At 61.2% G+C, this 25,719-nt stretch carries 30 protein-coding genes and 1 tRNA gene; 21 read left to right on the forward strand and 10 right to left on the reverse strand.

The genetic code is table 11. From position 1 onward, the window contains the following. Positions 1 to 77 precede the first annotated feature (77 nt). On the reverse strand, positions 78 to 1,547 hold the full coding sequence (guaB, locus tag AC0969_RS07200; protein ID WP_479623466.1) for an IMP dehydrogenase: 1,470 nt from the start codon (positions 1,545 to 1,547) through the stop codon (positions 78 to 80). Between the two features lie 129 nt (positions 1,548 to 1,676). Here guaB and AC0969_RS07205 point away from each other — a divergent pair, with 129 nt between their 5' ends. Continuing rightward, positions 1,677 to 2,165 (forward strand): DUF4124 domain-containing protein, encoded by a 489-nt coding sequence (locus tag AC0969_RS07205; RefSeq protein ID WP_479623467.1) that lies wholly within the window; start codon positions 1,677 to 1,679, stop codon positions 2,163 to 2,165. A 9-nt stretch (positions 2,166 to 2,174) separates the two neighbouring features. On the opposite strand, the gene AC0969_RS07210 is transcribed toward AC0969_RS07205, so the two are convergent. Both AC0969_RS07210 and AC0969_RS07215 read right to left on the reverse strand, forming a co-directional pair. Beyond that, positions 2,175 to 2,519 carry an RnfH family protein gene (locus AC0969_RS07210; protein WP_479623468.1) on the reverse strand — a complete coding sequence of 115 codons (345 nt, stop codon included), beginning with the start codon at positions 2,517 to 2,519 and terminating at the stop codon, positions 2,175 to 2,177. Continuing rightward, a complete protein-coding gene (locus tag AC0969_RS07215) occupies positions 2,509 to 2,961 on the reverse strand; it encodes a type II toxin-antitoxin system RatA family toxin (protein ID WP_479623469.1) in 453 nt (150 codons plus the stop codon). Before AC0969_RS07215 ends, AC0969_RS07210 begins: the two co-directional genes overlap by 11 nt. A gap of 84 nt (positions 2,962 to 3,045) precedes the next feature. On the opposite strand from AC0969_RS07215, the gene smpB reads away from it, so the two are divergent. The 7 genes from smpB (at position 3,046) to AC0969_RS07250 (ending at position 7,949) form a co-directional block, all read left to right on the forward strand. Beyond that, positions 3,046 to 3,519 (forward strand): SsrA-binding protein SmpB, encoded by a 474-nt coding sequence (gene smpB, locus AC0969_RS07220; protein ID WP_479623470.1) that lies wholly within the window; start codon positions 3,046 to 3,048, stop codon positions 3,517 to 3,519. Between the two features lie 12 nt (positions 3,520 to 3,531). Then, complete coding sequence (locus AC0969_RS07225) at positions 3,532 to 3,921, forward strand: hypothetical protein (protein WP_479623471.1); 390 nt, start codon at positions 3,532 to 3,534, stop codon at positions 3,919 to 3,921. A gap of 80 nt (positions 3,922 to 4,001) precedes the next feature. Further along, positions 4,002 to 4,262: a hypothetical protein gene (locus tag AC0969_RS07230; protein ID WP_479623472.1), complete on the forward strand. Its 261-nt coding sequence runs from the start codon at positions 4,002 to 4,004 to the stop codon at positions 4,260 to 4,262. Further along, positions 4,259 to 5,665, forward strand: coding sequence for a TolC family protein (locus AC0969_RS07235; RefSeq protein ID WP_479623473.1), 1,407 nt, complete (start codon positions 4,259 to 4,261; stop codon positions 5,663 to 5,665). The genes AC0969_RS07230 and AC0969_RS07235 overlap by 4 nt, the downstream gene beginning before the upstream one ends. Before the next feature lies 1 nt (position 5,666). Next, the gene (locus tag AC0969_RS07240) at positions 5,667 to 7,043 is read left to right on the forward strand and encodes a multicopper oxidase family protein (RefSeq protein ID WP_479623474.1); all 1,377 of its coding nucleotides are present in this window, start codon (positions 5,667 to 5,669) and stop codon (positions 7,041 to 7,043) included. 87 nt (positions 7,044 to 7,130) lie between these two features. Further along, positions 7,131 to 7,628, forward strand: a complete 498-nt coding sequence (locus AC0969_RS07245; RefSeq protein WP_479623475.1) for a cupredoxin domain-containing protein — start codon at positions 7,131 to 7,133, stop codon at positions 7,626 to 7,628. A 15-nt stretch (positions 7,629 to 7,643) separates the two neighbouring features. Further along, positions 7,644 to 7,949, forward strand: coding sequence for a copper-binding protein (locus AC0969_RS07250; protein ID WP_479623476.1), 306 nt, complete (start codon positions 7,644 to 7,646; stop codon positions 7,947 to 7,949). Between the two features lie 77 nt (positions 7,950 to 8,026). On the opposite strand, the gene alaS is transcribed toward AC0969_RS07250, so the two are convergent. Beyond that, positions 8,027 to 10,651 (reverse strand): alanine--tRNA ligase, encoded by a 2,625-nt coding sequence (gene alaS / locus AC0969_RS07255; protein WP_479623477.1) that lies wholly within the window; start codon positions 10,649 to 10,651, stop codon positions 8,027 to 8,029. A 211-nt stretch (positions 10,652 to 10,862) separates the two neighbouring features. Here alaS and AC0969_RS07260 point away from each other — a divergent pair, with 211 nt between their 5' ends. The 7 genes from AC0969_RS07260 to AC0969_RS07290 all read left to right on the forward strand — a co-directional run bounded on the left by AC0969_RS07260 (position 10,863) and on the right by AC0969_RS07290 (position 16,725). Beyond that, positions 10,863 to 11,651 (forward strand): GntR family transcriptional regulator, encoded by a 789-nt coding sequence (locus AC0969_RS07260; RefSeq protein WP_479623478.1) that lies wholly within the window; start codon positions 10,863 to 10,865, stop codon positions 11,649 to 11,651. Next, positions 11,641 to 12,555: a dihydrodipicolinate synthase family protein gene (locus tag AC0969_RS07265; protein ID WP_479623479.1), complete on the forward strand. Its 915-nt coding sequence runs from the start codon at positions 11,641 to 11,643 to the stop codon at positions 12,553 to 12,555. The genes AC0969_RS07260 and AC0969_RS07265 overlap by 11 nt, the downstream gene beginning before the upstream one ends. A 42-nt stretch (positions 12,556 to 12,597) precedes the next feature. Next, a complete protein-coding gene (locus tag AC0969_RS07270) occupies positions 12,598 to 13,599 on the forward strand; it encodes a sialic acid TRAP transporter substrate-binding protein SiaP (RefSeq protein WP_479623480.1) in 1,002 nt (333 codons plus the stop codon). Between the two features lie 14 nt (positions 13,600 to 13,613). Continuing rightward, positions 13,614 to 14,093, forward strand: coding sequence for a TRAP transporter small permease (locus AC0969_RS07275; protein WP_479623481.1), 480 nt, complete (start codon positions 13,614 to 13,616; stop codon positions 14,091 to 14,093). Then, a complete protein-coding gene (locus AC0969_RS07280) occupies positions 14,090 to 15,388 on the forward strand; it encodes a TRAP transporter large permease (protein WP_479623482.1) in 1,299 nt (432 codons plus the stop codon). The genes AC0969_RS07275 and AC0969_RS07280 overlap by 4 nt, the downstream gene beginning before the upstream one ends. A 32-nt stretch (positions 15,389 to 15,420) precedes the next feature. Further along, positions 15,421 to 15,494, forward strand: a tRNA-Gly gene (locus AC0969_RS07285). Positions 15,495 to 15,558: 64 nt separating this feature from the next. Further along, the gene (locus tag AC0969_RS07290; protein ID WP_479623483.1) at positions 15,559 to 16,725 is read left to right on the forward strand and encodes a PQQ-dependent sugar dehydrogenase; all 1,167 of its coding nucleotides are present in this window, start codon (positions 15,559 to 15,561) and stop codon (positions 16,723 to 16,725) included. A 3-nt stretch (positions 16,726 to 16,728) separates the two neighbouring features. Here AC0969_RS07290 and AC0969_RS07295 read toward each other — a convergent pair whose 3' ends face one another. Continuing rightward, positions 16,729 to 17,367 carry a 3-oxoacid CoA-transferase subunit B gene (locus AC0969_RS07295; RefSeq protein WP_479623484.1) on the reverse strand — a complete coding sequence of 213 codons (639 nt, stop codon included), beginning with the start codon at positions 17,365 to 17,367 and terminating at the stop codon, positions 16,729 to 16,731. A 2-nt stretch (positions 17,368 to 17,369) separates the two neighbouring features. Beyond that, positions 17,370 to 18,089, reverse strand: a complete 720-nt coding sequence (locus tag AC0969_RS07300; protein WP_479623485.1) for a CoA transferase subunit A — start codon at positions 18,087 to 18,089, stop codon at positions 17,370 to 17,372. 89 nt (positions 18,090 to 18,178) lie between these two features. Between AC0969_RS07300 and AC0969_RS07305 the strand changes: the two genes are divergently transcribed. Beyond that, the gene (locus AC0969_RS07305) at positions 18,179 to 18,733 is read left to right on the forward strand and encodes a helix-turn-helix transcriptional regulator (protein WP_479623607.1); all 555 of its coding nucleotides are present in this window, start codon (positions 18,179 to 18,181) and stop codon (positions 18,731 to 18,733) included. Positions 18,734 to 18,880: 147 nt separating this feature from the next. On the opposite strand, the gene ilvC is transcribed toward AC0969_RS07305, so the two are convergent. The 3 genes from ilvC to AC0969_RS07320 form a co-directional block, all read right to left on the reverse strand. Then, positions 18,881 to 19,897 carry a ketol-acid reductoisomerase gene (ilvC, locus tag AC0969_RS07310; RefSeq protein ID WP_479623486.1) on the reverse strand — a complete coding sequence of 339 codons (1,017 nt, stop codon included), beginning with the start codon at positions 19,895 to 19,897 and terminating at the stop codon, positions 18,881 to 18,883. Positions 19,898 to 20,034: 137 nt separating this feature from the next. Further along, positions 20,035 to 20,526, reverse strand: coding sequence for an acetolactate synthase small subunit (gene ilvN, locus AC0969_RS07315; RefSeq protein ID WP_315240916.1), 492 nt, complete (start codon positions 20,524 to 20,526; stop codon positions 20,035 to 20,037). A gap of 142 nt (positions 20,527 to 20,668) precedes the next feature. Beyond that, entirely contained in the window at positions 20,669 to 22,471 is a 1,803-nt protein-coding gene (locus AC0969_RS07320; RefSeq protein WP_479623487.1) for an acetolactate synthase 3 catalytic subunit, read from the reverse strand. Between the two features lie 299 nt (positions 22,472 to 22,770). Between AC0969_RS07320 and AC0969_RS07325 the strand changes: the two genes are divergently transcribed. From AC0969_RS07325 to AC0969_RS07345, 5 genes are all read left to right on the forward strand, one after another. Further along, positions 22,771 to 23,337, forward strand: coding sequence for an RNA polymerase sigma factor (locus tag AC0969_RS07325; protein ID WP_479623488.1), 567 nt, complete (start codon positions 22,771 to 22,773; stop codon positions 23,335 to 23,337). Next, the gene (locus AC0969_RS07330) at positions 23,334 to 23,774 is read left to right on the forward strand and encodes a DUF3619 family protein (protein WP_479623489.1); all 441 of its coding nucleotides are present in this window, start codon (positions 23,334 to 23,336) and stop codon (positions 23,772 to 23,774) included. The genes AC0969_RS07325 and AC0969_RS07330 overlap by 4 nt, the downstream gene beginning before the upstream one ends. A gap of 142 nt (positions 23,775 to 23,916) precedes the next feature. Continuing rightward, positions 23,917 to 24,435 carry a DUF3106 domain-containing protein gene (locus tag AC0969_RS07335; protein WP_479623490.1) on the forward strand — a complete coding sequence of 173 codons (519 nt, stop codon included), beginning with the start codon at positions 23,917 to 23,919 and terminating at the stop codon, positions 24,433 to 24,435. Next, positions 24,432 to 24,953 carry an RDD family protein gene (locus AC0969_RS07340; RefSeq protein WP_479623491.1) on the forward strand — a complete coding sequence of 174 codons (522 nt, stop codon included), beginning with the start codon at positions 24,432 to 24,434 and terminating at the stop codon, positions 24,951 to 24,953. The genes AC0969_RS07335 and AC0969_RS07340 overlap by 4 nt, the downstream gene beginning before the upstream one ends. Positions 24,954 to 24,955: 2 nt before the next feature. Then, positions 24,956 to 25,348, forward strand: coding sequence for a diacylglycerol kinase (locus AC0969_RS07345; protein ID WP_479623492.1), 393 nt, complete (start codon positions 24,956 to 24,958; stop codon positions 25,346 to 25,348). Positions 25,349 to 25,372: 24 nt separating this feature from the next. On the opposite strand, the gene AC0969_RS07350 is transcribed toward AC0969_RS07345, so the two are convergent. Further along, on the reverse strand, positions 25,373 to 25,711 hold the full coding sequence (locus AC0969_RS07350; RefSeq protein ID WP_479623493.1) for a P-II family nitrogen regulator: 339 nt from the start codon (positions 25,709 to 25,711) through the stop codon (positions 25,373 to 25,375). Positions 25,712 to 25,719: the final 8 nt, after the last annotated feature.

A 25,719-nucleotide genomic window follows, 5' to 3' on the forward strand; every position in this document is an offset into this window, starting at 1 on the left:
GCGTGGGAATGGGATGTCAAAAATGTAAAACGGGCAGCGCATGGGCTGCCCGGATAGGGACTACTTACCGATGGAATTCACTCCGACCGGTAGTTAGGCGCTTCTTTGGTGATTTGCACGTCGTGCACATGGCTTTCGCGGATACCGGCAGAGGTGATTTCCACAAACTCGGCTTTGTTCTGCATATCTTGCAAAGTGGCACAGCCACAGTAGCCCATGCTGGCACGGATGCCACCGGCCATTTGGAAAATGATGGAGACCATAGAGCCCTTGTAAGGCACCCGGCCTTCAATGCCTTCGGGCACCAGCTTGTCGGCGTTGGGGTTGCCGGTGTTGACCTCTTGGAAATAGCGGTCGGCACTGCCTTGCTGCATGGCACCGATGCTGCCCATACCCCGGTAGCTTTTGTAGCTGCGGCCCTGGAACAGTACGACCTCGCCGGGTGCTTCTTCGGTGCCCGCAAACATGCCGCCCATCATCACGGTGCTGGCACCGGCGGCGATGGCTTTGGCGATGTCGCCGCTGTAACGGATGCCGCCGTCGGCAATCAGGGGAACGCCTGTGCCGAGCAAAGCGGTGGCCACGCTGTCGATGGCCATGATTTGTGGCACGCCCACGCCCGCCACGATGCGGGTGGTGCAAATGCTGCCGGGGCCGATGCCGACCTTGACCGCATCTGCGCCCGCTTCGACCAGGGCCAGAGCCGCTGCGCCGGTGGCGATGTTGCCGCCAATAACATCAATTTGGGGGTAGTTTTGCTTGATCCAGCGCACGCGTTCGATCACACCCTTGCTGTGGCCGTGGGCCGTGTCCACCACGATGGCATCCACACCGGCACGCACCAGCGCTTCGACGCGCTCTTCGGTGCCCTCGCCCACGCCTACCGCTGCGCCCACACGCAATTGGCCCAGCGCATCGCGTGCGGCATTGGGAAAGCTGGTTTGCTTGGTAATGTCTTTCACCGTGATCAAGCCCTTGAGCTCGAAGGCGTCGTTGATGACCAGCAGGCGCTCCAGCTTGGACTTATTCAGCAGCGCCTTGGCTTCGGCCAGGGATGCGCCTTCTTGCACCGTGACCAGCTTTTCACGCGGGGTCATGATTTCGCTGACCAACACGTCGTAGCGGGTTTCAAAGCGCAAATCGCGGCTGGTCACTATGCCGACCACCTTGCCGCCGTCGCACACCGGGAAGCCGGAAATACCGAGCTGTGCCGACATGTCGATGACCTGGCGCACCGTGTGGTTGGGGGTGATGATGACCGGGTCGCGCAGCACACCGGATTCGTAGCGCTTGACCTTAAGCACTTCGGCAGCTTGCTGCTTGGGTGTAAAGTTTTTGTGCACGATACCCATACCGCCCTCTTGGGCCATAGCGATGGCCAGACGGGCTTCTGTCACGGTGTCCATGGCGGCAGACACCAAGGGCAGGTTCAGTGTGATGTTGCGGGAGAGACGGGTCGCAAGAGACGTGTCCTTGGGCAGGACTTGGGAGAACGCTGGCACCAACAACACATCGTCGAAAGTGAGCGCTTTTCCTAGCAGACGCATATAGAAAGCTCCAAAAGTCGGATTGTACTTGCCCGGCAAGCCCCTCTTTTCTGTAACAAGTACGAGCCCAAAGCGGATGAACCAGCGCAAAACATGAAAAACTCCACACGCCACGGCTAAACTCGTTGCATGAAACTGTACAAATTGCTTGCAATGGCCCTCGGATGCACCCTGGCTTTCAGTGCGGCAGCCCAGTGGCAATGGATCGACAACAGCGGCAGCAAAGTGTTCAGCGACCGGGCACCACCGCCAGATATTCCGGCTAAAAATATTACCAAACAACCTGGCGGCGCACCCAAAGCCCAGCCGGCGTTGGCGCCAGAGCGGCCCGCATCGGCAGCTTCAGCCCCGAAAATCAGCGGCGTAGACAAGGCATTGGAAGAAAAGAAAAAGCAGGCGGAAGATGCCGAAGCCGCGCTACGCAAAACCGAACTCGACAAACAAGCCGCCGCCCGCGCAGAAAACTGCAAGCTGGCCAAACAGTCCAAAGCCAACTTCGACTCCGGCATGCGCATCGCCCGGACCAACGAAAAAGGCGAGCGCGAGGTGTTGGACGATGCGGCCCGGGCCGTAGAAGTCAAACGCGTGCAAGACGTGATGGCCTCGGAGTGCAAATAGCTACCTGGCTCAATATCCGGCTTTCGCCCCCGCCCGCTTCTTGGTAAAAAGCCCTGCGCGGCCCGCCCCCTGGCGGGTAAAGCGCTCGCGGCGAGCGACCTTGGGGTCTACGGTTAGGGGCCGGTAGAGCTCCACCCGGTCCCCATCTGCCAGCAACTGGGTCGCTGCCGCCAGCTTGCCCCACACCCCAGCATCCAAGCCCTGCACATCCGCCCCGGCCCATGCCGCCACCACGCTGCGGGCGCCCAGCGCATCGGCCACACTGGCCCCGGGGGGCAAATCCACCAGTACCTCGACCACCTGGCCTGCCGCTACGGCGCAGACCACGGTGATGTGCAAGACGCTATCCGCCATACACCTGCTCGGCACGCTTGACAAAGGCATCCACCAGGCTGCCCGCAATGCGGTCGAACACCGGGCCGACCAGGGCCGATAACGCGATGTTGTCAAAACCGTAGTTGAGTTGCAAATCGACCCGGCAGGCGCGCTGCGTGCCGTCGCCCACAGGAGTGAAAGTCCAGGTGCCGTCCAGCTTCGAGAATGGTCCCTTGATCAGCCGCATGCCCACCTGGCAGGCTTCTGGGCCCACCACATGGATGTTCTGGGTGACGAATTTCTGGTGGATACCGCCAAAGGCGATGCCGACTTCGGCGGTCATGCCCCTGGCATCCTCCGACAACACGGCGGCCTGGTCGCACCAGGGAAGGAACTGCGGGTACTGCGCCACCTGGGTGACCAAGGCGAACATTTCTTCGGGGCTGTACCAGATGAGGACGGACTTGTGGACGTTTTTCATAGAATGGAAGGCTGCGCGGGATTGTAGAACCTGCTTACCGCCCCTATTTGCCCCCAGCACACTGTCTGTGCATCCCTCTCCTCCATGGCCAAAAAACCCGAACTCAACACCCGCATTGCCGATAACAAGAAGGCCGCCTTCAACTACTTCTTCGAGGAGCGCATCGAGTGCGGCCTGGTGTTGGAGGGCTGGGAGGTCAAGTCGCTGCGTGAAGGCAAGGTGCAGCTGACCGACGGCTATGTGGTGGTGCGCGCAGGCGAGCTGTTCTTGATTGGCTGCCAGATCCACCCGCTGAATTCGGCCTCCACCCACATCAGCCCCGACAAGGTGCGCACCAAAAAACTGCTGCTGCACAAAGAGCAGATCAAGAAAATGATCGTCAAGGTGGAGCAAAAAGGCTACACCCTGGTGCCGCTGAACCTGCACTGGAAGGCCGGCAAGATCAAGTGCGAAATCGCCCTGGCCAAGGGCAAAGCCGAGCACGACAAGCGCGACACCATCAAGGACCGAGAAGGCAAGCGCGAGGTGGAGCGGGCGATGAAGTCGCGCAGCCGCTAAAATCGGTCCACCATGCGCCGCTTCGTCCTCATCCTCATGCTCGTCCTGCTGCCCTTGCGCGGCTGGGTGGGTGAGGCGATGGCGATGGACATGCTGGCGCAGAGTGCATTTGCTATACAAAAAGTAGCGACATTCGCACACCATATAAGCGCCAGCAGCACTTTTGATGCTGAAGTGCAGGCTCACTGCAACGAGGCCAGCCCCGAGACCGCCGCCACCACCGACCCCGGCGCATCCCCCTGCGGCACCTGCCCGCTGTGCCAGATGTGCCACACCGTGGCCGCGCCTGCCCCCTTAGGCACAATGCCCACCCCTTGGTTGCCGCATGCGCAGCCCACCACCGGCCACGCCCGTTTTGCCAGCGCACCTGCTGCGTTTGCGCTGAAACCACCGATTTCCTGAACCCCCTAGCCGTAGTCCGTCCGCAATCTGCCTAAATCGGCAGCTTTGCGGGCGTAGCTTGTGTCGTTCAGGAGATTATTTTGAAAACTTTATTTTTAAGCACCAGTGTGCTGCTAAGTGCAGCCGCGTGGGCACAAAACCCCGCCGACCCGTCGGCCCCCGCACCCGCTGTGGCCTACCGCTCGGTATTTGCCGACACGCCCACCGGAGTGGAAACCCAGTTGGTGGACTGGAAAAAAGCCCATGCCGACGTAGCCCAGTTCCCCCGGGGCCATGCAGATGTGCTCAAGTGGGAGCAGGCCGCCGCCCGTGCAGCGCAAAAGCCGCAGGCCGCGAAATGAGCCGCCGCTTTACCACCACCGGCATGGCCTTGGCCCTGCTGGTACTCAGCGGCTGCGCCACGCTATCGCCCGATGGCGACTTGGGGGCGGTACAGCAGCTCGCCCAGGGCAAAACGGGCGGTGTCAGCCCGCAGTTGGTTCCCAACCCGCAGGCCATTGCCGACCTGCTGGCCCAGCCACTCAGCGCTGAGGCCGCCGTGCGCATCGCCCTGCTGAACAGCCCGCCACTGCAAGCCTCGCTGGCGACGCTGGGTATCAGCGACGCTGACCGGGTGCAAATGGGCCGCCTGCCCAACCCGCACTTCGCCATTGGCCGCTTCACCGAGGGCGACACGCGCGAGATCGAACGCATGCTCAGCTTCAACGTGCTCGGGCTGCTGGCCCTGCCCTGGCGCGCCCAGTGGCAAGGCCAGCAGCACGAAATGGCCAAGCTGCAGGCCGCGCAAGACGTGGTGCGGCTGGCCGCAGACACCCGCAAAGCCTGGATCACCGCTGTGGCCGCCCAGCAAAGCGCCCTGTACCTGCGCGATGTAAAAGATGCCGCCGAGACTGGCGCCGAGCTGGCCCGGCGCATGGCCCGGGTGGGAAATTGGAGCCGCCTGGAGCAGGCCCGCGAACAGCTGCTGCTGGCGGAGGCCACCGCGCAGCTCGCCCGCGCCCAGCAAACCGCCTTTAGTACCCGCGAAAAGCTCACCCGCCTGATGGGCCTGTGGGGCGTACAAACCAGCTTTACCCTGCTGGACCGCTTGCCCAACATCCCCAAAACCGCCACTGACATGACCGATATCGAAACCCAGGCACTGCGCGAGCGGCTGGACGTGCGCGCCGCCGTGGCACGCACGGGGTACATCGCCCGGCAAGAAGGCTTTGACAAGGTGGTGGGCTATTTCGACGGCCTGGCGCTCAGCTACAGCCGCAACACCACTTTCGACAACGCCCACGGCAGCAAATCCGCCAAGCGCGGCTGGGAACTGGAGCTGCCCCTGCCGCTGTTCGACTGGGGCGGTGCCCGCCATGCCCGCGCCAAGGCGGTGTATCTGCAATCCACCGCCCAGGTAAGGGCCGTGGCCATCCAGGCCCGCTCGGAAGCGCGCGAGGCCTATTTTGGCTACCGCACCGCGTTCGACCTGGCGGTGCACTACCGCGACGAGATCGTGCCGCTGCGCAAGTTCATCGTTGAAGAGCAGGTGCTGCGCTACAACGGCATGCTGGCCAGCGTGTGGGATCTGCTAACTGAGACCCGGCAGCAAAGCCTGGCCGTGAACAGCGCCATCGAGGCACAGCGCGACTTCTGGCTGGCCGATGCCGACTTGCAAACCGCGTTGACCGGCACCTCGCCCGGCGCGCTGGCATCCCTATCGTCTGGCGCAGCCGCCGACACCGCAACCCCCCAAGGACATTGATATGGACCGCAGAACTTTTTTCGGTGGCGCTGCACTCTCAGCTGTAGCCGCTGCCAGCGTGAGCAAAGTGGCCCTGGCTGCCTTGCCCGAGCCGGTGATCGCCACCACCCCCGCCACCGCCCCGCCGCTCATCCCTACGACAGGCCGCCCCTACAACCCGGTGGTCACCTTGAATGGCTGGACCTGCCCGTGGCGCATGAACGCGGGGGTGAAAGAATTCCACCTAGTGGCCGAGCCCGTGGTGCGCGAAATCGCCCCCGGCATGCAGGCCACGCTGTGGGGCTACAACGGCCAGTCGCCTGGTCCGACGATTGAGGTGGTGGAAGGCGACCGCGTGCGCATCTTCGTCACTAACCGCCTGCCCGAGCACACCACGATCCACTGGCACGGCCAGCGCCTGCCCAACGGCATGGACGGCGTGGGCGGGCTGACGCAGCCGCAGATTCCGGTAGGTAAGACTTTTGTGTATGAATTTGTGGCCCGCCGCCCCGGCACCTTCATGTACCACCCGCACGCCGATGAAATGGTACAAATGGCGATGGGCATGATGGGTTTTTGGGTCACGCATCCCAAAACCAAAACGCCGCTGATTGCCGAGGTGCAGCGCGACTTCTGCTTCCTTCTGAACGCCTACGACATCACCCCCGGCAGCACCACGCCCAAGCCCAACACCATGCTGGACCAGAACCTGTGGACCTGGAACAGCCGCGCCTTCCCCGGCATCGACACGCTCAACGTGCGACAGGGCGACCAAGTGCGCATCCGCGTGGGCAACCTGACGATGACCAACCACCCCATCCACCTGCACGGCCATGAATTTGTGGTCACCGGCACGGATGGCGGCCCGGTGCCCCCCAGCGCCCGCTGGCCCGAGGTGACCACCGACATCGCCGTAGGCCAGATGCGGCAGATTGAATTTCTGGCCGATGAGCCCGGCGACTGGGCCCTGCACTGCCACAAAAGCCACCACACCATGAACCCTATGGGCCACGGCGTGCCCAACATGATTGGCGTGGACCACCGTGGCCTGGTGCAAAAAATCCAGAAACTGGTGCCCGACTACATGCTGATGGGCGAGCGCGGCATGGCAGATATGGGCGAGATGCAAATGCCCATCCCCGACCACACCCTGCCCATGATGACCGGCACCGGCCCGTACGGCCCCATCGAGATGGGCGGCATGTTCACCACCCTGAAAGTGCGCAAAGACCAAAAACCGGGCGACTACCGCGACCCCGGTGCCTACCAGCAGCCGCCGGGTACGCGGGCGTTTGAATGGACAGGCAGCCTGGCCGAGCCCGCCCGCCCCGCCGCCATTGCACCGGCCGATACCGTGCAAGTGCGCAAGCCCGGCGCAGGCGCACACAGCGGCCATTGACCTCAATTGCTATCAAAATAATAGCTGCTAGCGCATATTAAATATGCGCCAGAGCCCGATTTCTCTTAAATTAACCGAAAGCATTCCATGACCCACCGCAGACTTGCCCTCCACGCCCTTGCATCCACCGCACTCCTGGCCACTGCCGGTCCGCTGCTGGCCGGGCCCGGCCACGACAAACCCCACGGCCCGGTGAAAAAAGAGCAAACCGAATGGGGCATTGCAGGCGATGCCAAAGCCGCCAAACGCACGGTGGTCATCACCATGCTGGACAGCATGCGCTTTAGCCCCGACAACATTGCCGTCAAACAAGGCGACACCATCCGCTTTAAGATGAAAAACACTGGCGCGCTAGGGCACGAGCTGGTGATTGGCACCAAGGCCGCGCTAGACGAGCACGCCGCCCTGATGGTCAAGTTCCCCATGATGGAGCACGACGCGCCCTACATGGCGCATGTGGGGGCCAACGGCGCAGGCGAGATCATCTGGAACTTCAACCGCCCCGGCAACTTCGACTTTGCCTGCCTGATTGCCGGGCATTACCAGGCCGGCATGGTCGGCAAGATCACCGTCGCCGCCAAATAAGCCCAAGGAGTCCCCATGCGATTAATCACATCTTCCCTCGGAGCGCTGGCGATAGCCGCCTTCAGCCTCTTGGCTCAAGCCCAGGCCCCCCTGCCCTTCACCGACGGCGAGGTCCGCAAAGTAGACCTGTCGGCCCAGAAAATCACCCTCAAACACGGGGAAATCAAGAACCTCGACATGCCGCCCATGAGCATGGTGTTCCAGGTCAAAAACCCGGCCTTGCTAGAGAAGGTAAAAGCCGGAGACAAAGTGAAATTCACCGCCGAGCAAGTGGACGGTGCGCTGGTGGTCACCGACATCCAGCCAGTGAGGGCTGAGTAAAAAGAGCCTCCAGCGCATGTATAACCTGCGCTGGAAGCTCGCTTTTTAATAGCAATCCGCCGCAAGGCGGATGCCAGTTACACCCGCTCGGCCACCCAGGCCTGTACCGATGCCAGCGCCGCCGGCAGCTTGCCCGGCTCGGTGCCACCGGCCATCGCCATGTCGGGCTTGCCGCCGCCTTTGCCGCCCATCTGCCCGGCAATAAAGTTAACCAACTCACCCGCCTTGACGCGGTCGGTGGTGTCCTTGGTAACGCCCACGGCCACCTGCACCTTGTCGCCGTCCACGGCGGCCAGCACGATGACGGCGGTTTTTAGCTTGTCCTTGAGCTTGTCCATCGTGTCGCGCAGGGTCTTGGTGTCGGCACCTTCGAGCTTGGCTGCCAGTAGCTTGATGCCATTGATGTCGATGGCGCTGTTGACCAGCTCGTCGCCCTGGGCGGAGGCCAGTTTGCCCTTGAGCTGGGTGACTTCTTTTTCCAGCGCCTTGATATGGTCCAACGCCAGCGCCACGCGGGCTTGCAATTCGGCGGGTTGCACCTTGAAGCTGCCCGCTGCCTGTGTCACGGTGCGCTCCAGGTCTTGCAGGTACTTCAAAGCGCCCTGGCCGGTCAACGCCTCGATGCGGCGCACGCCAGCGGCCACGCCGCCCTCGCCCACCACCTTGAACAGGCCAATGTCACCGGTGCGCTGCACGTGGGTGCCACCGCAGAGTTCGCGGGTGCTGCCGATGTCGAGCACGCGCACCACTTCGCCGTACTTTTCGCCAAACAGCATCATCGCGCCGGTTTTTTGGGCCGATTCAATGTCCATCAGCGCGGCCTGCGTGGCAGCGTTGGCCAGGATTTCGGCATTCACGATCGCTTCGATGTGCAGAATTTGCGCGTCGGTCACTGGAGCGTTGTGGGTGAAGTCGAAACGGGTGCGTTCGGCATTCACCAGGCTGCCCTTTTGGTGCACATGCGTGCCCAGCACTTCGCGCAGGGCGGCGTGCATCAGGTGGGTGGCAGAGTGGTTGCGCTGGGTGGCGGCGCGCAAAGCCGTGTTGACCTGGGCGGCCACGCTGTCGCCCACGGCCAGCGTGCCCGACTCCAGCGTGCCCTGGTGGCCAAACACATCGGCCTTGATCTTTTGCGTATCGCCCACATTGAAGCGGCCGCTGGCAGACACCAAAGTGCCTTCGTCGCCCACCTGGCCGCCGCTCTCGGCGTAGAACGGCGTAGTGTCCAACACCACCGTGCCGGTTTGGCCTTCTTTTATGCTGGTAGCGCTGGTGCCATCTACATAGATAGCTACAACTTTCGCGGCAGACTCCAACGCGGTGTAGCCCACGAACTGGTTGTCTGCCCCGGTGTATTCCAGCGCGCGGTCCATCTTGAACTTGCCTGCGGCGCGGCCCTTGGCCTTTTGCGCTTCCATCGCGATGTGGAAGCCCGCCTCGTCCACCGACAAGCCACGCTCGCGGCACACGTCGGCCGACAAATCTAGCGGAAAGCCAAAGGTGTCGTGCAGCTTGAAGGCCACTTCGCCGGGCAGCACTTGCACGCCGTCGGCCAGGGCTTCGTTCAAAATTTCCATGCCCATCGCCAAGGTCTCAAAGAAGCGCTCTTCCTCGGCCTTTAACACTTCGGCAATCCGCTCTTGCTGCGCTGCCAGCGCTGGGTATGCCGCGCCCATCAACGCCACCAAATCAGGTACCAGTTTGTGGAAGAACGGTTTCGTTTGGCCCAGCAGATAGCCGTGGCGGATGGCGCGGCGGATGATGCGGCGCTGCACGTAGCCCCGACCTTCGTTGCCGGGAATCACGCCGTCGCTGACCAAAAACGCGGTGGCGCGGATGTGGTCGGCGATGACGCGCAGGCTCTTGTGGCCCAGGTCTGCCTCACCTGCTTCACGGGCTGCAGCCTTGATCAGCGCGGCGAAGATGTCGATTTCGTAATTGCTGTGCACATGCTGCAAGATGGCCGCCAGGCGCTCCAGGCCCATGCCGGTGTCCACGCAGGGGGCGGGCAGCGGGGTCACCGAGCCGTCTTCCGCCATGTTGAACTGCATGAACACGTTGTTCCAGATCTCGATGAAACGGTCGCCGTCTTCATCCGGGCTGCCGGGCGGGCCGCCGGGGATGTGGTTGCCGTGGTCGTAAAAAATTTCGCTGCACGGGCCGCAAGGACCGGTGTCGGCCATCATCCAGAAGTTATCGCTCTTGTAACGGCCGCCCTTGTTGTCGCCGATGCGGATCACGCGCTCGGGGGGCAGACCGATTTCTTTGGTCCAGATGTCATAGGCTTCGTCGTCTTCTTGGTACACCGTGGCCAGCAGGCGGTCGGCGGGCAGTTTGTAGACCTCGGTCAACAGCTCCCAGGCCCATTTCAGCGACTCGCGCTTGAAATAGTCGCCAAAGCTCCAGTTGCCCAGCATTTCAAAGAAGGTGTGGTGGCGGGCGGTGTAGCCCACGTTTTCCAGGTCGTTGTGCTTGCCACCGGCGCGCAGGCAAGCTTGCACCGACGCGGCGCGCACATAGGGGCGCTTGTCGGTGCCCAAAAACACGTCTTTGAACTGCACCATGCCGGAATTGACAAACATCAGCGTCGGGTCGTTGCCGGGCACCAGCGAGCTGCTGGCCACCACCGTGTGGCCCTTGGAGGCAAAGAAATCGAGGAAGGTTTTGCGGATGTCGGCAACGGTGAAAACGGGCTGGGTCATGTCGTGCATTCTTCGGGCGTGTGGGTTAGGACTTTCGCAGCTCCTCTGTGCCGCCCTCTGGGCGCAAAGAGGAGCTTGCGTAAGTCCTGTGGGTCTGTGGAGCCTTCTATTATCGCCGCCTCGCCCACGGTGTCGGCTGGCCAAAAAATCGACCCTGTGCCCTACCAACACAGGGTTTTCTCTGAGCTGGAAACACCATCGACACACTAACATGTCAGTCATCATGCAGCCTGCTAGCACCCCTGTTTACACACCCATAACCAACCAACGTGCCCGTGCGTACCAAGGTTTTACCCAGCAAATATTCAACGGCGGCATCCGTTCCGGCCAGTTCATTTCACAGCGCGAGTTGATGCTGCTGTTGGACATGCCGCTGGGTGCCGTGCGCGAGATGATCCCCCGGCTGGAGGCGGGTGGCCTGCTGAAAACCGTGCCCCAGCGCGGCCTGCAGGTGACGCATGTAGACCTCAAACTGATCCGCAACGCCTTTCAGGTGCGCTCCATGGTCGAGCGCGAAGCGGTAGTGCACTTTGCGCATAGCGCCAGCGATGCGGAACTGGCCGCCATTGAAGCCAGCCACCGCCAGATTCTGGAGCGCGCCAACGCGCCCGGTGCCCTGGACGACCACAGCCTGCTGGACGATGCGCAGGCGGTGGACTGGGGCTTGCACGACCGCATGGTGGACGCGCTGGGCAACGACATCATCTCCGAGATGTACCGCGTGAACAGCCTGCGGGTGCGGCTGATCAAGCTGGAACACAGCGTGATCACCCCCAGCCGGCTGATTCCCGCCATGCAGGAGCATCTGCGTTTTATAGATGCCTTGCGCAGCCGCAATGCCCCGCTGGCCGTCGAATTGCTGGAGGCCCACATCCACAGCGCGCGCAGCCGCGTGATGGACGCCCCGCTGGAGCAAGTGCGCAGCGAATGGCCCACCGCCCCGCAGACCCCCACCGCTTTAACCACCAACCCACCCCAAGGAGACGCTTTTGAACCCTGATATCCATGGCCTCTGGCCCGCGTTGTTGATACCCATCAGCGCCACCGGTGCACTGGACACGCCCCGCGCCGTGGCCCACGCACACCGCATGCTGCAAGCCGGGTGCGACGGCATCACGCTGTTTGGCACCACCGGCGAAGGCCCCGCCTTCACCATCGCCGAGCGCAAGGGCCTGCTCGAATCCATGCTGGGTAGCGGCGTGCGCGCCGACCAGGTCATCGTCACCATCACCGCGCTGGCCCTGGGCGATGCGATAGAGCTGGGCCAGCATGCCAGCCGCCTGGGCGTGCAGCGCCAGATGCTGATGCCGCCGTTTTTCTTCAACCAGCCGCGCGATGCCGGCATTGTGGAGGCCGTGTCGCAAGTCGTGCACGGCATTGGCGACGATGGCCTGAAGCTGCTGCTCTACCACTTCCCGTTCATGAGCACGTTTGGTTTTTCACATGCAGCCATTGCCGAGTTGGTGCAACGCCACCCCGGTCAGGTGGTCGGCATCAAAGACAGTGGAGGCGACCAGGCACATTCGCTGGCGCTGGCCAAAGCCTTTCCGGCGCTGGCCATTTTGGTGGGTGCCGAACTGCACGTAGCGCCCACCCTGTGCCAAGGTGGCTCTGGCTCCATCAATGGGCTGGCCAATATCGCCCCACGGCTAATGCGACGGGTCATGGATGCGCCCTCCCGCGTGAGCCCTGCGGACGTACAACTGATCGCCGACCTGCTGGCCCTGCTTTCGGTCCAAGCCGGCATGCCCTTCGTAGGGGTTTACAAGACGATGTTGGCAGAGCAAACCGGAGATGATGCGTGGCTGCGCATGCGGGCCCCGCTCAGCCCACTCGACCGTGCAGAAGAACATGCAGTCCGCAGCGGCTACCAAGCCTTGGGCGCTGCACTGGCCACCGTGTAATTGCGCGCGGCGCCCCATTTCAAAATAAAAGGAGACATCACCATGACCCCATCCACCCTGAACCGCCGCACCCTGCTAGGCGCAGTGGCCGCCCTGGGCGCCAGCGCCCTGCCCGCCCTGGCGCAAACCAAAACCGTGCTGCGCATATCCACCCCCGCCGTGCCCGACGACTGGCACGCCAAGATGTGGAGCGTGTTCAAAGAACAGTTAGAGAAATCTGCACCCGGCGAATTCGATGTACAGATCAACCTGAACGCCACGCTGTTCAAGCAAGGCACCGAGCCTGCTGCCATGGCGCGCGGCAACCTGGAGTTGTCCAGCATCTCGGCCTTTGACATTGCCAAACTGGTGCCCGAGTTCTCCATCTTCACCGCCGGCTATGTGGTGCGTGACCCGGACCAGCAGCAGAAGATTTTTAACGGCCCCATCGGCACCGAGCTGTTCAAGCTGGTGTCTGAAAAGATGGACATCACCCCGCTGGCCACCGTCTACCTGGGCACCCGCCAGATCAACCTGCGCGAAGCCAAGCCGGTCAAAACCCCCGCCGACCTGAAAGGCGTGAAGCTGCGCATGCCGGGCTCCAAAGAATGGCTATTCCTGGGCGAAGCACTGGGTGCCACGGCCACGCCACTGGCCTTTGGTGAGGTCTATATGGGTCTGAAAACCGGCACGATTGACGGACAGGACAACCCGCTGCCCTCGGTGCGCGCAGCCAAGTTTTACGAAGTAACCAAACAGATCGTGCTGACCAGCCACCTGGTGGACGGGATCTTCATCGCCATCGCCAACAAGAGCTTCAATGCCCTGACGGCAGCGCAGAAGCAAAAGGTCACTGCCGCCGCCCAGGCCGCAGCGGCCTACAACAACGAGAACCGCATCAAGGAAGAAGGCCAACTGGTGGAGTTCTTCAAAAAGGAAGGCTTGCAGGTCAACACGCCGGATGTGGATGCGTTCCGCAAATCGGTGCAAGCTACCTACCAGGCATCGGACTACGCCAAGGTCTGGCCCAAGGGTTTGCTGGACCGCATCAACGCGACCAAGTAAGCGGCCCGTAAACCATGCTGCGCCGACTGCAACAGGCCGCCAACATCTTGGGCGGCGGCCTTTTTCTGACCCTGTTCGTCGTTTTCATCGTCCAGATCACGGCGCGCTTCGGTTTCAACAAGCCGCTGCCCTGGACCGATGAGGCCGCCGTGATTCTGTACGTCTGGGTCATCCTCTGGGCTGCGGCCACGGTGGTGCCCGAGCGTGAGCACGTGGTGTTCGACCTGCTGTGGAACAGCGTGAACACCCGCACCCGCCAAGTGATGCGCATCGTGGGCAACCTGATGCTGGGCGGGCTGGCACTGGTGGCGATACCGGCCAGTTGGGACTATGTGCACTTCATGTCCCGCGAAGGCTCGCCGGTGCTGGGCCTGTCCTTCATGTGGATTTTTCTGCCGTTTGTGCTGCTGCTGATCGCCCTGGTCATCCGCAGCGCCTGGGCCATCTGGAACGCCGTGCGCGGCATAGGCTTGGAAGCGGAGCTACGACTATGACCCCTGGACTCTGGACTCTCGTTGTCGTGATGGTGGCCAGTTTGCTGCTGCGCATGCCCATCGGTTTTTCCATGCTGGCAGCCGGCATTGCCTACCTGCTGGTCAAAGGCCAGGATGTGGGCCTGGTGGCCGAGCAGGTGGGTAACGGCCTGTACAACAGCTACGTGCTGCTGGCTGTGCCGCTGTTTGTGTTTGCCGCCAACATCATGAATGCGGGCACGGTGAGCGAGCGAATTTTTGACTTCTGCCGCATCTTGGTGGGCCGCATGCGCGGGGGTCTGGCGCAGGTGGACATTCTGGTCAGCGTGATCTTCTCGGGCATGAGCGGCAGCGCCATTGCAGATGCCGCCGGGCCGGGCCTGGTCACCATCCGCCAGATGCTCAAAAAGCCCGAATACACGCGCGGCTTTGCCGGTGCCGTGGTGGTGGCCAGCGCCACGTTGGGGCCCATCATCCCGCCCAGCATTCCCATGGTGATTTATGCAATGGTGTCCGGCGCGTCGGTCGGAGCGCTGTTTCTGGGCGGTGTGGTGCCGGGTTTTCTGATGGCCGGGCTGATGATGGGCGTAGTGCACACCATTGCCGTCAAACGCAATATGCCGCGCGACGAGCCCGTGCCCCGCTCGCAGTGGGCGGGCCTGATCTTCCGTGGTGCCCTGCCCTTGTCCATGCCCATCGTGTTGCTGGGCGGCATTTACTCTGGCGCGTTCACCCCCACCGAAGCCGCCGCCGTGGCAGCACTGCACGCACTGATCCTGGCGGCGGTGGTATTTCGGGCGCTCACCTGGCGCAGCTTCTGGGGCGTGGTGATGGAATCCACACGCGGCAGCGCCGTCATCACGCTGATTCTGGCGGGCTCCTTCATGCTGAACTACGCCTTCACCTCCGAAGGTGTACCGCAAAGCATGGCGATGTGGGTGGACGGCATGCACCTGTCCCGCATCCAGTTTCTGCTGCTGGTGAACGCCATGTTTCTGGTGCTGGGCTGTTTTCTGGATGTGTCGGTACTGCTGCTGGTGTTTGTGCCCATGCTCTTGCCTGCGGCCAAGCTGCTGGGGGTGGACCTGGTGCACTTTGGCGTGCTGGTGGTGCTCAACATGATGATCGGCCTGATCCATCCGCCGTTTGGCATGCTGCTGTTTGTCACCAAGGCGCTCACCGGCATTCCGATCGGCGAGATGATGAAAGAGGGCTGGCCGTTTTTGCTCATGCTGCTATGCCTGCTGCTGGCCATGACAGTGTTTCCTCAGATCGTGCTCTGGCTACCGCAAAGCATGGGCTACATCACCCACTAGGTTTTTGCGCCCCCTATAATCCAGCCACCTTAGCGGGTGTAGTTCAATGGTAGAACGCTAGCTTCCCAAGCTCGATACGTGAGTTCGATTCTCATCACCCGCTCCAAGCACCTCCACGCATTTCTGGCCCCGCGCCAATGCCTGCGGAGCCCTTCTCAGGAGTTCGCAGCATGACCCATCTCCACACACCCTCCTGGTTGGCTTTACGCTGGCTTTTGGCTGCGACCATCGGGCTGGTCGCTAGCGCCTGTGGGGGTGGCAGCAATGCGGCCACACCCTCCATCGCCTCGGTAACACCCAGCATCACCACGCTGAACAGCCATTTGTCCAGCCCTTGGGGAATGGCGGTGTTGCCGTCGGGCGAACTGCTGATCACCCAAAAGAGCGGCAGCCTGCTGCGGGTTAGCGCTGATGGCTCCAGCACCTCGCCCATCAGCGGCATCTTGCCGGTGAACAGCAGCGGCCAAGGCGGCTTGCTGGGCCTGGCGATCGACCCTGACTTTGCCAGCACGCCCTGGGTGTACTGGGCTTATACAGAACCGGGCAGCAGTGCCGAGACCGGGTTGACCGGCACCGCAGTGGCGCGAGGACGGCTGGTGGGCAATGCGCTGCGGGAGGTGGAGGTGCTGTTTCGCCAGCAGCCTAAAACCACGGGTTCGGGCCACTTTGGGGCGCGGCTGGTGTTTGCCCGCGACAAAACCCTGTTCATCACGCTGGGCGAACGCCAGAAGTTCAGCCCTGCGCAAGACCTGGGGCAGACACTGGGCAAAGTGGTACGGATAGCCCGCGACGGCAGCATCCCCAGCGACAACCCGGCGCTGGGGACAAGTGCCCTGCCCGGCATCTGGAGCCTGGGCCACCGCAATATCCAAGGGGCCGCCTTGCACCCCGACACCGGCGATTTGTGGATCAGCGAACACGGCCCGCAAGGTGGGGACGAGATCAACATCGCCCGCGCCGGGGCCAACTACGGCTGGCCGGTAAAAAGCTATGGATGTAACTACGGCGAGCCGGTGGGCACGGCCTGCCGCATCGGCGGTGGAGTGCATGCTCCGGCGTTTGTGGAGCCGTTGACCTATTGGGTGCCCACCTCGGTGGCCCCGGCGGGTTTGCTGTTCTACACCGGCAACTTGATGCCGCAGTGGAAGGGGCATTTATTCTCAGGGTCGCTGGCGGGTCAAACCCTGTGGCGCATGACTGTCAGCCCCAGCGCGGTGCTGACCCGCGAGGCACTCTTTGCCGACCGCAATGAGCGCTTTCGCGACGTGGTGCAAGCGCAAGACGGGGCCATCCTGCTGCTCACCGACAGTGGCAAGCTGCTGCGCCTGGCCCCGTAGACGTTAAATCAGCTTTACGCCCGTCTGGGCCTGTAGCGCTTCCAGCGTCACGCCGGGGGCCAGTTCTACCACTTTCAGGCCCTCGGAGGTGATGTCCATCACGGCCAGGTCGGTGATGATGCGGTCTACCACCCCTACGCCAGTCAGTGGCAGGGTGCAGGTGGGCAGAATTTTCAGGTCGATGCTGCCGTCGCGTTTCTTGGCGACGTGCTCCATCAGTACGATGACGCGCTTCACGCCGGCCACCAAATCCATCGCGCCGCCCATGCCCTTGACCATCTTGCCGGGGATCATCCAGTTGGCCAGGTCGCCCTTTTCGCTGACCTGCATCGCGCCCAGAATGCTCAGGTTGATCTTGCCGCCCCGGATCATGGCAAAGCTGTCGTGGCTGCCGAAAATGGCCGAGCCAGGCAGCGTGGTGACGGTTTGCTTGCCCGCGTTGATCAAGTCGGCATCCACCTTGTCAACGGTGGGAAACGGGCCGATGCCTAGCATGCCGTTTTCGCTTTGCAACCACACCTCTTTGTCAGCGGGCACATGGTTGGCCACCAGAGTAGGGATGCCGATGCCGAGGTTCACGTAAAAGCCGTCTTCCAGCTCCATGGCCGCACGGGCCGCCATTTGGTCTTGGTTCCAGGCCATGTTTATGCTCCTGCTTTCTCGGTAACGGTTTCGGTGATGGTGCGTTTTTCAATTCGCTTTTCAGGCGTGGCGTTGCGCACGATGCGGTGCACGTAGATGCCGGGCAGGTGCACTTGGTCGGGCTCCATGCTGCCGGTTTCGACGATTTCCTCCACTTCCACGATGCAGATCTTGCCCGCCATCGCCACGGCGGGGTTGAAATTGCGGGCGGTGAGGCGGAATTGCAGGTTGCCGGACTTATCGGCCCGGTAGGCTTTGACCAACGACACCTCGGGCACCAGGGCACGCTCCATTACATAGGTTTCGCCGTCGAATTCGCGCAGCTCTTTGCCCTCAGCCACCAAGGTGCCAACACCGGTTTTGGTGAAGAAGGCCGGGATGCCCGCACCGCCCGCACGCAGCTTTTCAGCCAGCGTGCCCTGGGGGGTGAATTCGAGTTCCAGCTCGCCCGCAAGGTACTGGCGCTCGAACTCTTTGTTCTCGCCGACGTAGCTGGAGACCATTTTTTTAATCTGCCGCGTCTCCAGCAGTTTGCCCAGGCCAAAGCCATCGACACCTGCGTTGTTGGAGATCACGGTCAAATTCTGCACGCCAGAGTCGCGCAGCGCGTCGATCAGCGCCTCGGGGATGCCGCACAGGCCGAAACCGCCCACGGCCATGAGTTGGCCGTCCTTGACAACGCCTTTAAGCGCTTCGGCAGCAGAGGGGAAAATTTTGTTCACGCAGTTCTCCGGTTAAAAGATCAAGCAGGACGATACTACCTATTCAGCTACGTAGTTTTTCGTAAAGGGTTTGCGCTATGGAAATGGCGATGGAAGTGGATTACCAACGGGCGTTTGCATTAGCGCCCGTGGGCTTGGTGGTGTCGCGCAACCGCGCCATTGTGGACTGCAACCAACACCTGTGCGAGATGTTTGGGGCCGACCGCGAGCTGCTTATAGGGCAGTCTTTTCTGGTGCTCTACCCCACCGCCGTGGAGTTTGAGCGCACCGGCGAGCGCATCGCCCCAATCATGAACGCCAAGGGCCATTACGCCGACGACCGCATCATGCAACGGGTGGGTGGCCGCTTGCAAGGCGAGGCGTTTTGGTGCCACGTCACGGGCCGGGCCTTTGACCGTAAAGCGCCGCATGCTGCGGGTATTTGGAGTTTTGAGGATTTGTCGTCGCGCCGCCCGGTGCAGGCGGCCCTTACCCCGCGTGAGCGCGAAGTGGCGGCCCATGTGATGACGGGCCTCACATCCAAAGAAATCGCCAAAGTGCTGGGTATCAGCCACCGCACGGTGGAGATTTACCGGGCCACCCTGATGCGCAAGTACAAGGCATCCACCACGGCTGATTTAACGCAAAAACTCATGGGTCGTTAAATTTAGAAGAAATAGGCCTCTAGCGCAGGTAGTGTCTGCACAAGCAGCTATTAAAAACATAGTACTAAATTTACATATCCCAAACGCACTTCGGGCCTGCTAACTGTGAAGCTAGCAGACCCGAAGTGGGTTTAATCGCAAAAGCGATTAGTTTTTAGTCTGGTCAACCAGCTTGTTCTTGGCGATCCAAGGCATCATGGCGCGCAGCTGGGCACCCACGACTTCGATCTGGTGCTCCGAGGTCAGGCGGCGGCGGCTGATCAGCGTAGGAGCGCCAGCCTTGTTTTCCAAGATAAAGCTCTTGGCGTATTCGCCGGTCTGGATGTCATTCAGCACTTGCTTCATGACCTTCTTGGTTTCTGCCGTCACGATGCGCGGGCCGGTGACGTATTCGCCGTATTCGGCGTTGTTCGAGATGGAGTAGTTCATGTTGGCGATGCCGCCTTCATAGATCATGTCCACGATCAGCTTCAACTCGTGCAGGCACTCGAAGTAGGCCATTTCTGGCGCGTAACCGGCTTCCACCAGGGTTTCAAAACCCGCCTTGATCAGCTCAACCGCACCGCCGCACAACACGGCTTGCTCGCCGAACAGGTCGGTCTCGGTTTCTTCGCGGAAGTTGGTTTCAATGATGCCGGACTTGCCGCCACCGTTGGCCATCGAGTACGACAGCGCCATTTGCAGCGACTTGCCGGACTTGTCTTGGTACACAGCGACCAGGTGGGGCACGCCGCCGCCTTGGGCGTAGGTGCCGCGCACGGTGTGGCCGGGGGCCTTGGGGGCGACCATCCACACGTCCAAGTCAGCGCGGGGCGTGACCAAGCCGTAATGCACATTGAAACCGTGGGCAAACACAAGGGCTGCGCCTTGCTTGATGTTGGCTTCGATTTCAGCGGTGTAGACCGAAGCGATTTGCTCGTCGGGCAACAAAATCATGACCACGTCAGCGGCTTTGACTGCTTCCGCGACTTCAGCCACTTTCAGGCCGGCTTTTTCAACCTTGGACCACGAAGCGCCACCCTTGCGCAGACCGACCACGACGTTCACGCCGCTGTCGTTCAAGTTTTGCGCGTGGGCGTGGCCTTGGCTACCGTAGCCGATGATGGCAACCGTCTTGCCCTTGATCAGGCTGAGGTCGCAGTCTTTGTCGTAAAAAACTTTCATGTTCTTCTGCTTTCAAAAATAAATAAAGGATTGGCGAAATGCCCAACGACAGGCTCAGGGCGAACGTAACTTGACATCGCCATCCACATCCGTTCGCGTTGAGCCTGTCAAAACGCGCGCACGGACAGTTTCAAAATCTAGACCCGCAAGATGCGTTCGCCCCGGCCAATGCCGCTGGCGCCGGTACGCACGGTTTCCAGAATCGCGGTGCGGTCCAGGGCTTCTAAAAACGCGTCATTTTTGCCCTGGTCACCGGTCAGCTCAATGGTGTAGCTCTTTTCGGTTACATCAATGATGCGGCCCCGGAAGATGTCAGCCATGCGCTTCATTTCTTCACGCTCTTTGCCCACCGCCCGCACCTTGACCATCATCAGTTCGCGCTCGGTGTAGGCACCTTCGGTCAGATCGACCACCTTGACCACTTCGATCAGGCGGTTCAGGTGCTTGGTGATCTGCTCGATCACGTCGTCGGAACCCGAGGTCTGGATCGTCATGCGCGACAAAGTGGCATCTTCGGTGGGGGCCACCGTCAGCGACTCGATGTTGTAACCCCGGGCGGAGAACAGGCCGACCACGCGCGACAGCGCGCCGGGTTCGTTTTCCAGCAAGACTGCAATGATGTGTTTCATAAGACTAGATTCCTCTTTTTGCCGCCCTCCCCTGCGCACGGTAATGTGCAGGCTCGGCGGGCAATAGATTCGTCAGAAAGTTAATACTATCGAAATAATAGCTGCTAGCGCAGGCAGAACCTACGCCAGAGCCTGATTTGGCTTAAAGATCTTCGCTGCCCAGCAGCATCTCGGTGATGCCCTTGCCGGCCTGCACCATCGGGAATACGTTCTCGGTGGGGTCGGTGCGGAAGTCCATGAACACCGTGCGGTCCTTCAGTTTGCGGGCTTCGCGCAGGGCGGGCTCCACATCTTCGGGACGCTCGATCAGCATGCCAACGTGGCCATAGGCCTCGGCCAGCTTGACGAAATCAGGCAGCGCGTCCATGTAGCTGCTGCTGTAGCGGCCCGCGTATTCCACCTGTTGCCACTGGCGCACCATGCCCAGGTAGCGGTTGTTCAGCGAGCAAATTTTGATCGGCGTGTTGTATTGCAGGCAGGTGGACAGCTCTTGGATGCACATCTGCACCGAGCCTTCGCCGGTGATACAGAACACTTCGCTGTCAGGCTTGGCCAGCTTGACACCCATTGCGTAGGGAATGCCCACGCCCATCGTGCCCAGGCCGCCCGAGTTGATCCAACGGCGGGGTTCGTCAAAGCGGTAGTACTGCGCGGCCCACATCTGGTGTTGGCCCACATCGGAGGTGATGTAGGTGTCGGCATCCTTGGTCATGTTCCACAGGGTTTCAACCACGTACTGGGGCTTGATCACGTCGCTGGAGCCCATGCTGTACTTCAGGCAGTTGCGGCTGCGCCAGCCTTCAATCGTGTCCCACCAACTACCCAGCGCATCTGCATCGGGTTGGGTGCCGGCTTCTTTGATCATAGCGATCAGCTCGGTCAGCACTTCCTTCACATCACCGACGATGGGCACGTCCACCTTCACACGCTTGGAGATGCTGGACGGGTCGATGTCGATATGGATGATCTTGCGCTCGTTTTGCGCGAAATGCTTGGTGTTGCCGATCACGCGGTCGTCAAACCGGGCTCCGACGGCCAGCAGCACGTCGCAGTGTTGCATGGCGTTGTTGGCTTCCACCGTGCCGTGCATGCCCAACATGCCCAGGAATTTTTTATCGCTGGCCGGGTACGCGCCCAGGCCCATCAAGGTGTTGGTGCAGGGATAGCCCAGCATGTCCACCAAGGTGCGCAACTCCGCCGAGGCATTGCTCAGCAAAACACCGCCGCCGGTATAGATATAAGGGCGTTTGGCTGCCAACAGCAATTGCAAGGCCTTGCGGATCTGGCCGCCGTGGCCCTTACGCACGGGGTTGTACGACCGCATGGTCACGGTTTCGGGGTAGCCCGCGTAGAGCGCCTTCTTGAACGACACGTCTTTCGGAATGTCCACCACCACCGGACCGGGGCGACCGGTACGTGCAATGTGGAAGGCCTTTTTCAGGGTTTCAGCCAGATCGCGTGGGTCTTTTACCAAAAAATTGTGTTTGACGATGGGGCGGGTGATGCCGACCGTGTCACATTCTTGGAACGCATCCAGGCCAATGGCGTGCGTGGGCACCTGGCCACTGATGATCACCATCGGAATGCTGTCCATATAGGCGGTGGCAATGCCGGTAACGGCATTCGTCAGGCCGGGGCCGGAGGTGACCAGCGCCACGCCCACATCACCGGTGGCGCGGGCATAGCCGTCGGCCGCGTGCACGGCAGCTTGCTCGTGGCGCACCAGCACATGCTGGATGGTGTCTTGTTTGTAGAACGCGTCATAGATGTAGAGCACTGCGCCACCGGGGTAGCCCCAGATGTGCTTAACGTTCTCGGCCTGGAGGCACTTCACCAGAATCTCGGCACCCATGAGCTCGACAGGAGCGGGACGCATGATGGTGGAGGCGTTGGAAGAAGAGGATGCTGCGGCGGCCGAAGCGATTTCGGCTTTATTGATTTCCATGATGAACCTTTGTGAATTTCTCTAACGAAATACCTTGGGTGCTTCTTCACGCACTCTTTTGGAGTTGTGTCGAAACTTAAGACCAAAGCCATGGGTGCGCTGCTTGCGACACCGAACCATGATCCGTTTGCTTTTTGACTAGCAGGCGGATTATCGCACTGCACAATGCAAAAACCTGGCGAACATCCAAGAAAAACGCAATGCAGTGCCATAATCCGCCCGCACAAGCAAGCCACGGGGGCCAAGTTTTCGCCCCAAACGTCCATTTTTCACTGAAATGCCCCACCGGCGCCACCCTTTTGGCCACTGAACGCGAACTTTCCGATTTCCTCAAAAGCGTCGAAAACCGGGCCTTCAAACGCTCGGTCTACCACGTGCGCAACGAGGAATCGGCGCTGGACATCGTGCAAGACAGCATGATGAAACTGGCCGAGCACTACGGTGACAAACCGGTGAACGAGCTGCCCATGCTGTTCCAGCGGATTCTGTCGAACTGCACGCTGGACTGGTTTCGCCGCCAAAAAACCCGCAACGCCCTGTTCTCCAATATGAGCGATTTCGAGTCTGCCGATGGCGACGGAGATTTCGATTTACTGGAAACTTTCCAGGCCTCCAGCAACTCTGAACGCAACGAAAGCGCCGAAGACAGCACACGCCGGGCACAGGTTTTGCGTGAGATAGACAATCAGATACAAGAGTTACCAACGCGTCAACGAGAAGCGTTCTTGATGCGTTACTGGGAAGAGATGGACGTTGCCGAAACCGCCAGCGCCATGGGCTGCTCGGAAGGCAGCGTCAAAACCCACTGCTCTCGCGCAGTCCAGTCGCTCAGCAAGGCGCTCAAGGCCAGAGGAATACATTTATGACACAGCTGCAAACCCCTTCGATGCTGTCGGCAGAAGACCGTTTTGCGCGGCATCTCACAGCCCGCCTGTCTGAAGGCTCGGCCACCTTGCCGCACGACATTTCCGAGCGCCTGCGTATTGCCCGCATGCAGGCCCTGGCCCAGCGCAAACAAGCGGTGATGCGCTCCACCACCGTCGTCGCCAGCCAGGGCGGGGGCACCGCAACCCTGGGTTTTGGAGCCGACCACACCAGCTGGTGGACCCGCTTTGCCGCCACCCTGCCACTGCTGGCACTGGTGGCCGGGCTCCTGACCATCTACGTAGTACAAAATGACAACCGTGCCGACGAGCTGGCGGAAGTCGATTCCGCCTTGCTCACCGATGACCTGCCGACGTCGGCCTACACCGATCCTGGCTTTGTGGAATACCTCAAAGCCAACCTGGACACCGCCCCCTGATTTATTGGACTGCCAACGGATGCTGCCATCGCCCAGGATTTTATTGATTGCGCCCTGCATTGGGGCGTTATTGTGCGTTGGCATGGCATCGGCGGTGTGGGCTCAGGCTGCGCCCCCCGCCAGCGCTGCCGCCCCCATCCCCTTGACCACCGCCACCAAGCCAGAACAAAAGCCGCTGTGGAAAGAACTCACCCCCGCCCAGCAGCAGGCGCTCAAGCCCCTGGCCACGCACTGGAACGACATCAGTGAGCCGCAAAAGCGCAAATGGTTAGCCTTGTCGGTCAATTTTGAAAAAATGTCCCCCACTATGCAAACCGTTCTGCAAGAGCGGATGCTGGACTGGGGCGCGCTCAGCGGGGTCCAGCGCAGCCAGGCGCGCCTGAATTTCGCCCAGGCCAAACGGCTTTCGCCCACCGAGAAGCAGGCCAAATGGGAGGCTTACCAAACGCTAGATCCAGAAGAAAAAGCCAAGTTGGCCAAAAAGATGCCTAAAAAGCTTCCTGGCGCAGCCACCGGAGTCAAGCTCATCCCGTCGCAGAAACTGGCCACCGTGCCCCCGCCCCGCAACAATGAGCCCAAAGGCCCATCGATTGCGGCGGCGCCCCACCAGATCAACCCCAAAACACTGCTGCCGCTCCCGGCCAAGACGGCAGCGCAATGACCACTCTTGCGCCGCCCACCACGCCGCCCGCCCCATTCACCAGCCCCAGCCTGCGCCGCCGTATGGCCTGCTGGCTGTACGAGGGGATGCTGATGTTTGGTGTGGTATTTATTGCCGGCTACCTGTTCGGCACCCTCAGCCAGACCCGCAACGCTCTGGACAACCGCCCCGGCCTGCAAGCTTTTTTGTTCGTTATCTTTGGCATCTACTTCACCTGGTTCTGGTCCAAGGGCCAAACCTTGGCCATGAAGACCTGGAACATCCGGGTGGTCGGCCGTGATGGCCGCGCCATCAGCCAACCGCGCGCCCTGCTGCGTTATGTGTGCAGCTGGATCTGGTTTCTGCCGCCCTTGGCCGCCGTCGCCCCATTTGAACTGCCGGTGGGTGAAACCCTGGTTTTGCTGCTCGGCTGGGTGGCCATTTGGGCGCTGCTGAGCCGATTTCACCCACAACGCCAGTTTTGGCATGACGCACTGGCGGGCACACAGCTGGTGGGCTCGCTGCCTTTGAGCCGATAAGCATGAAATCCCATAACGACACGACGGCCCAAAAATCCCGCAAAGGCCTCAACCGTATCTGGCATGCCGCTGGCTATTCCATCGCCGGCTTGCGGGCAGGCTGGCATGAAACCGCCTTTCGCCAAGAAGCCATCGCCGCCATCGTCCTGGTGCCCCTGGCCGCATGGCTGGCCACCAACTGGGTGGAATTTGTGCTGCTGGCGGGTTCGGTGGTTCTGTTGATGGTGGTGGAGCTACTCAACACCGGTATCGAAACCGCCATCGACCGCATCGGCCCCGAATGGCACGCCCTGTCAAAACGCGCCAAAGACATGGGCAGCGCCGCCGTGCTGCTGACCATCCTGGTCACCGCCACCGTCTGGATTTTGGCGCTGGTGCAGCGCTTCAACGCCTAACGCCCAGCTCCTCGGGGTGTGCAGCTAGACCGCTGCTTCGTCTTGCTCGCCGGTACGGATGCGCACTACGCGCTCGACGCTGGTGACGAATATCTTGCCGTCGCCAATCTTGCCAGTGCGGGCGGCGCGGATGATGGCATCCACGCAGCGGTCTACTTCGCTGGTTTTCACCACCACCTCAATCTTCACCTTGGGCAGAAAGTCCACCACGTACTCGGCGCCCCGGTACAGCTCGGTGTGGCCTTTTTGGCGGCCAAAACCTTTGACTTCGGTGACGGTCAGGCCGGTCACGCCGCATTCGGCCAGGGCCTCACGTACTTCTTCAACTTTGAACGGCTTCAGGATGGCGGTAATTTGTTTCATAAGGCTTT

The organism is Rhodoferax sp. LB1P47, from assembly GCF_056521445.1.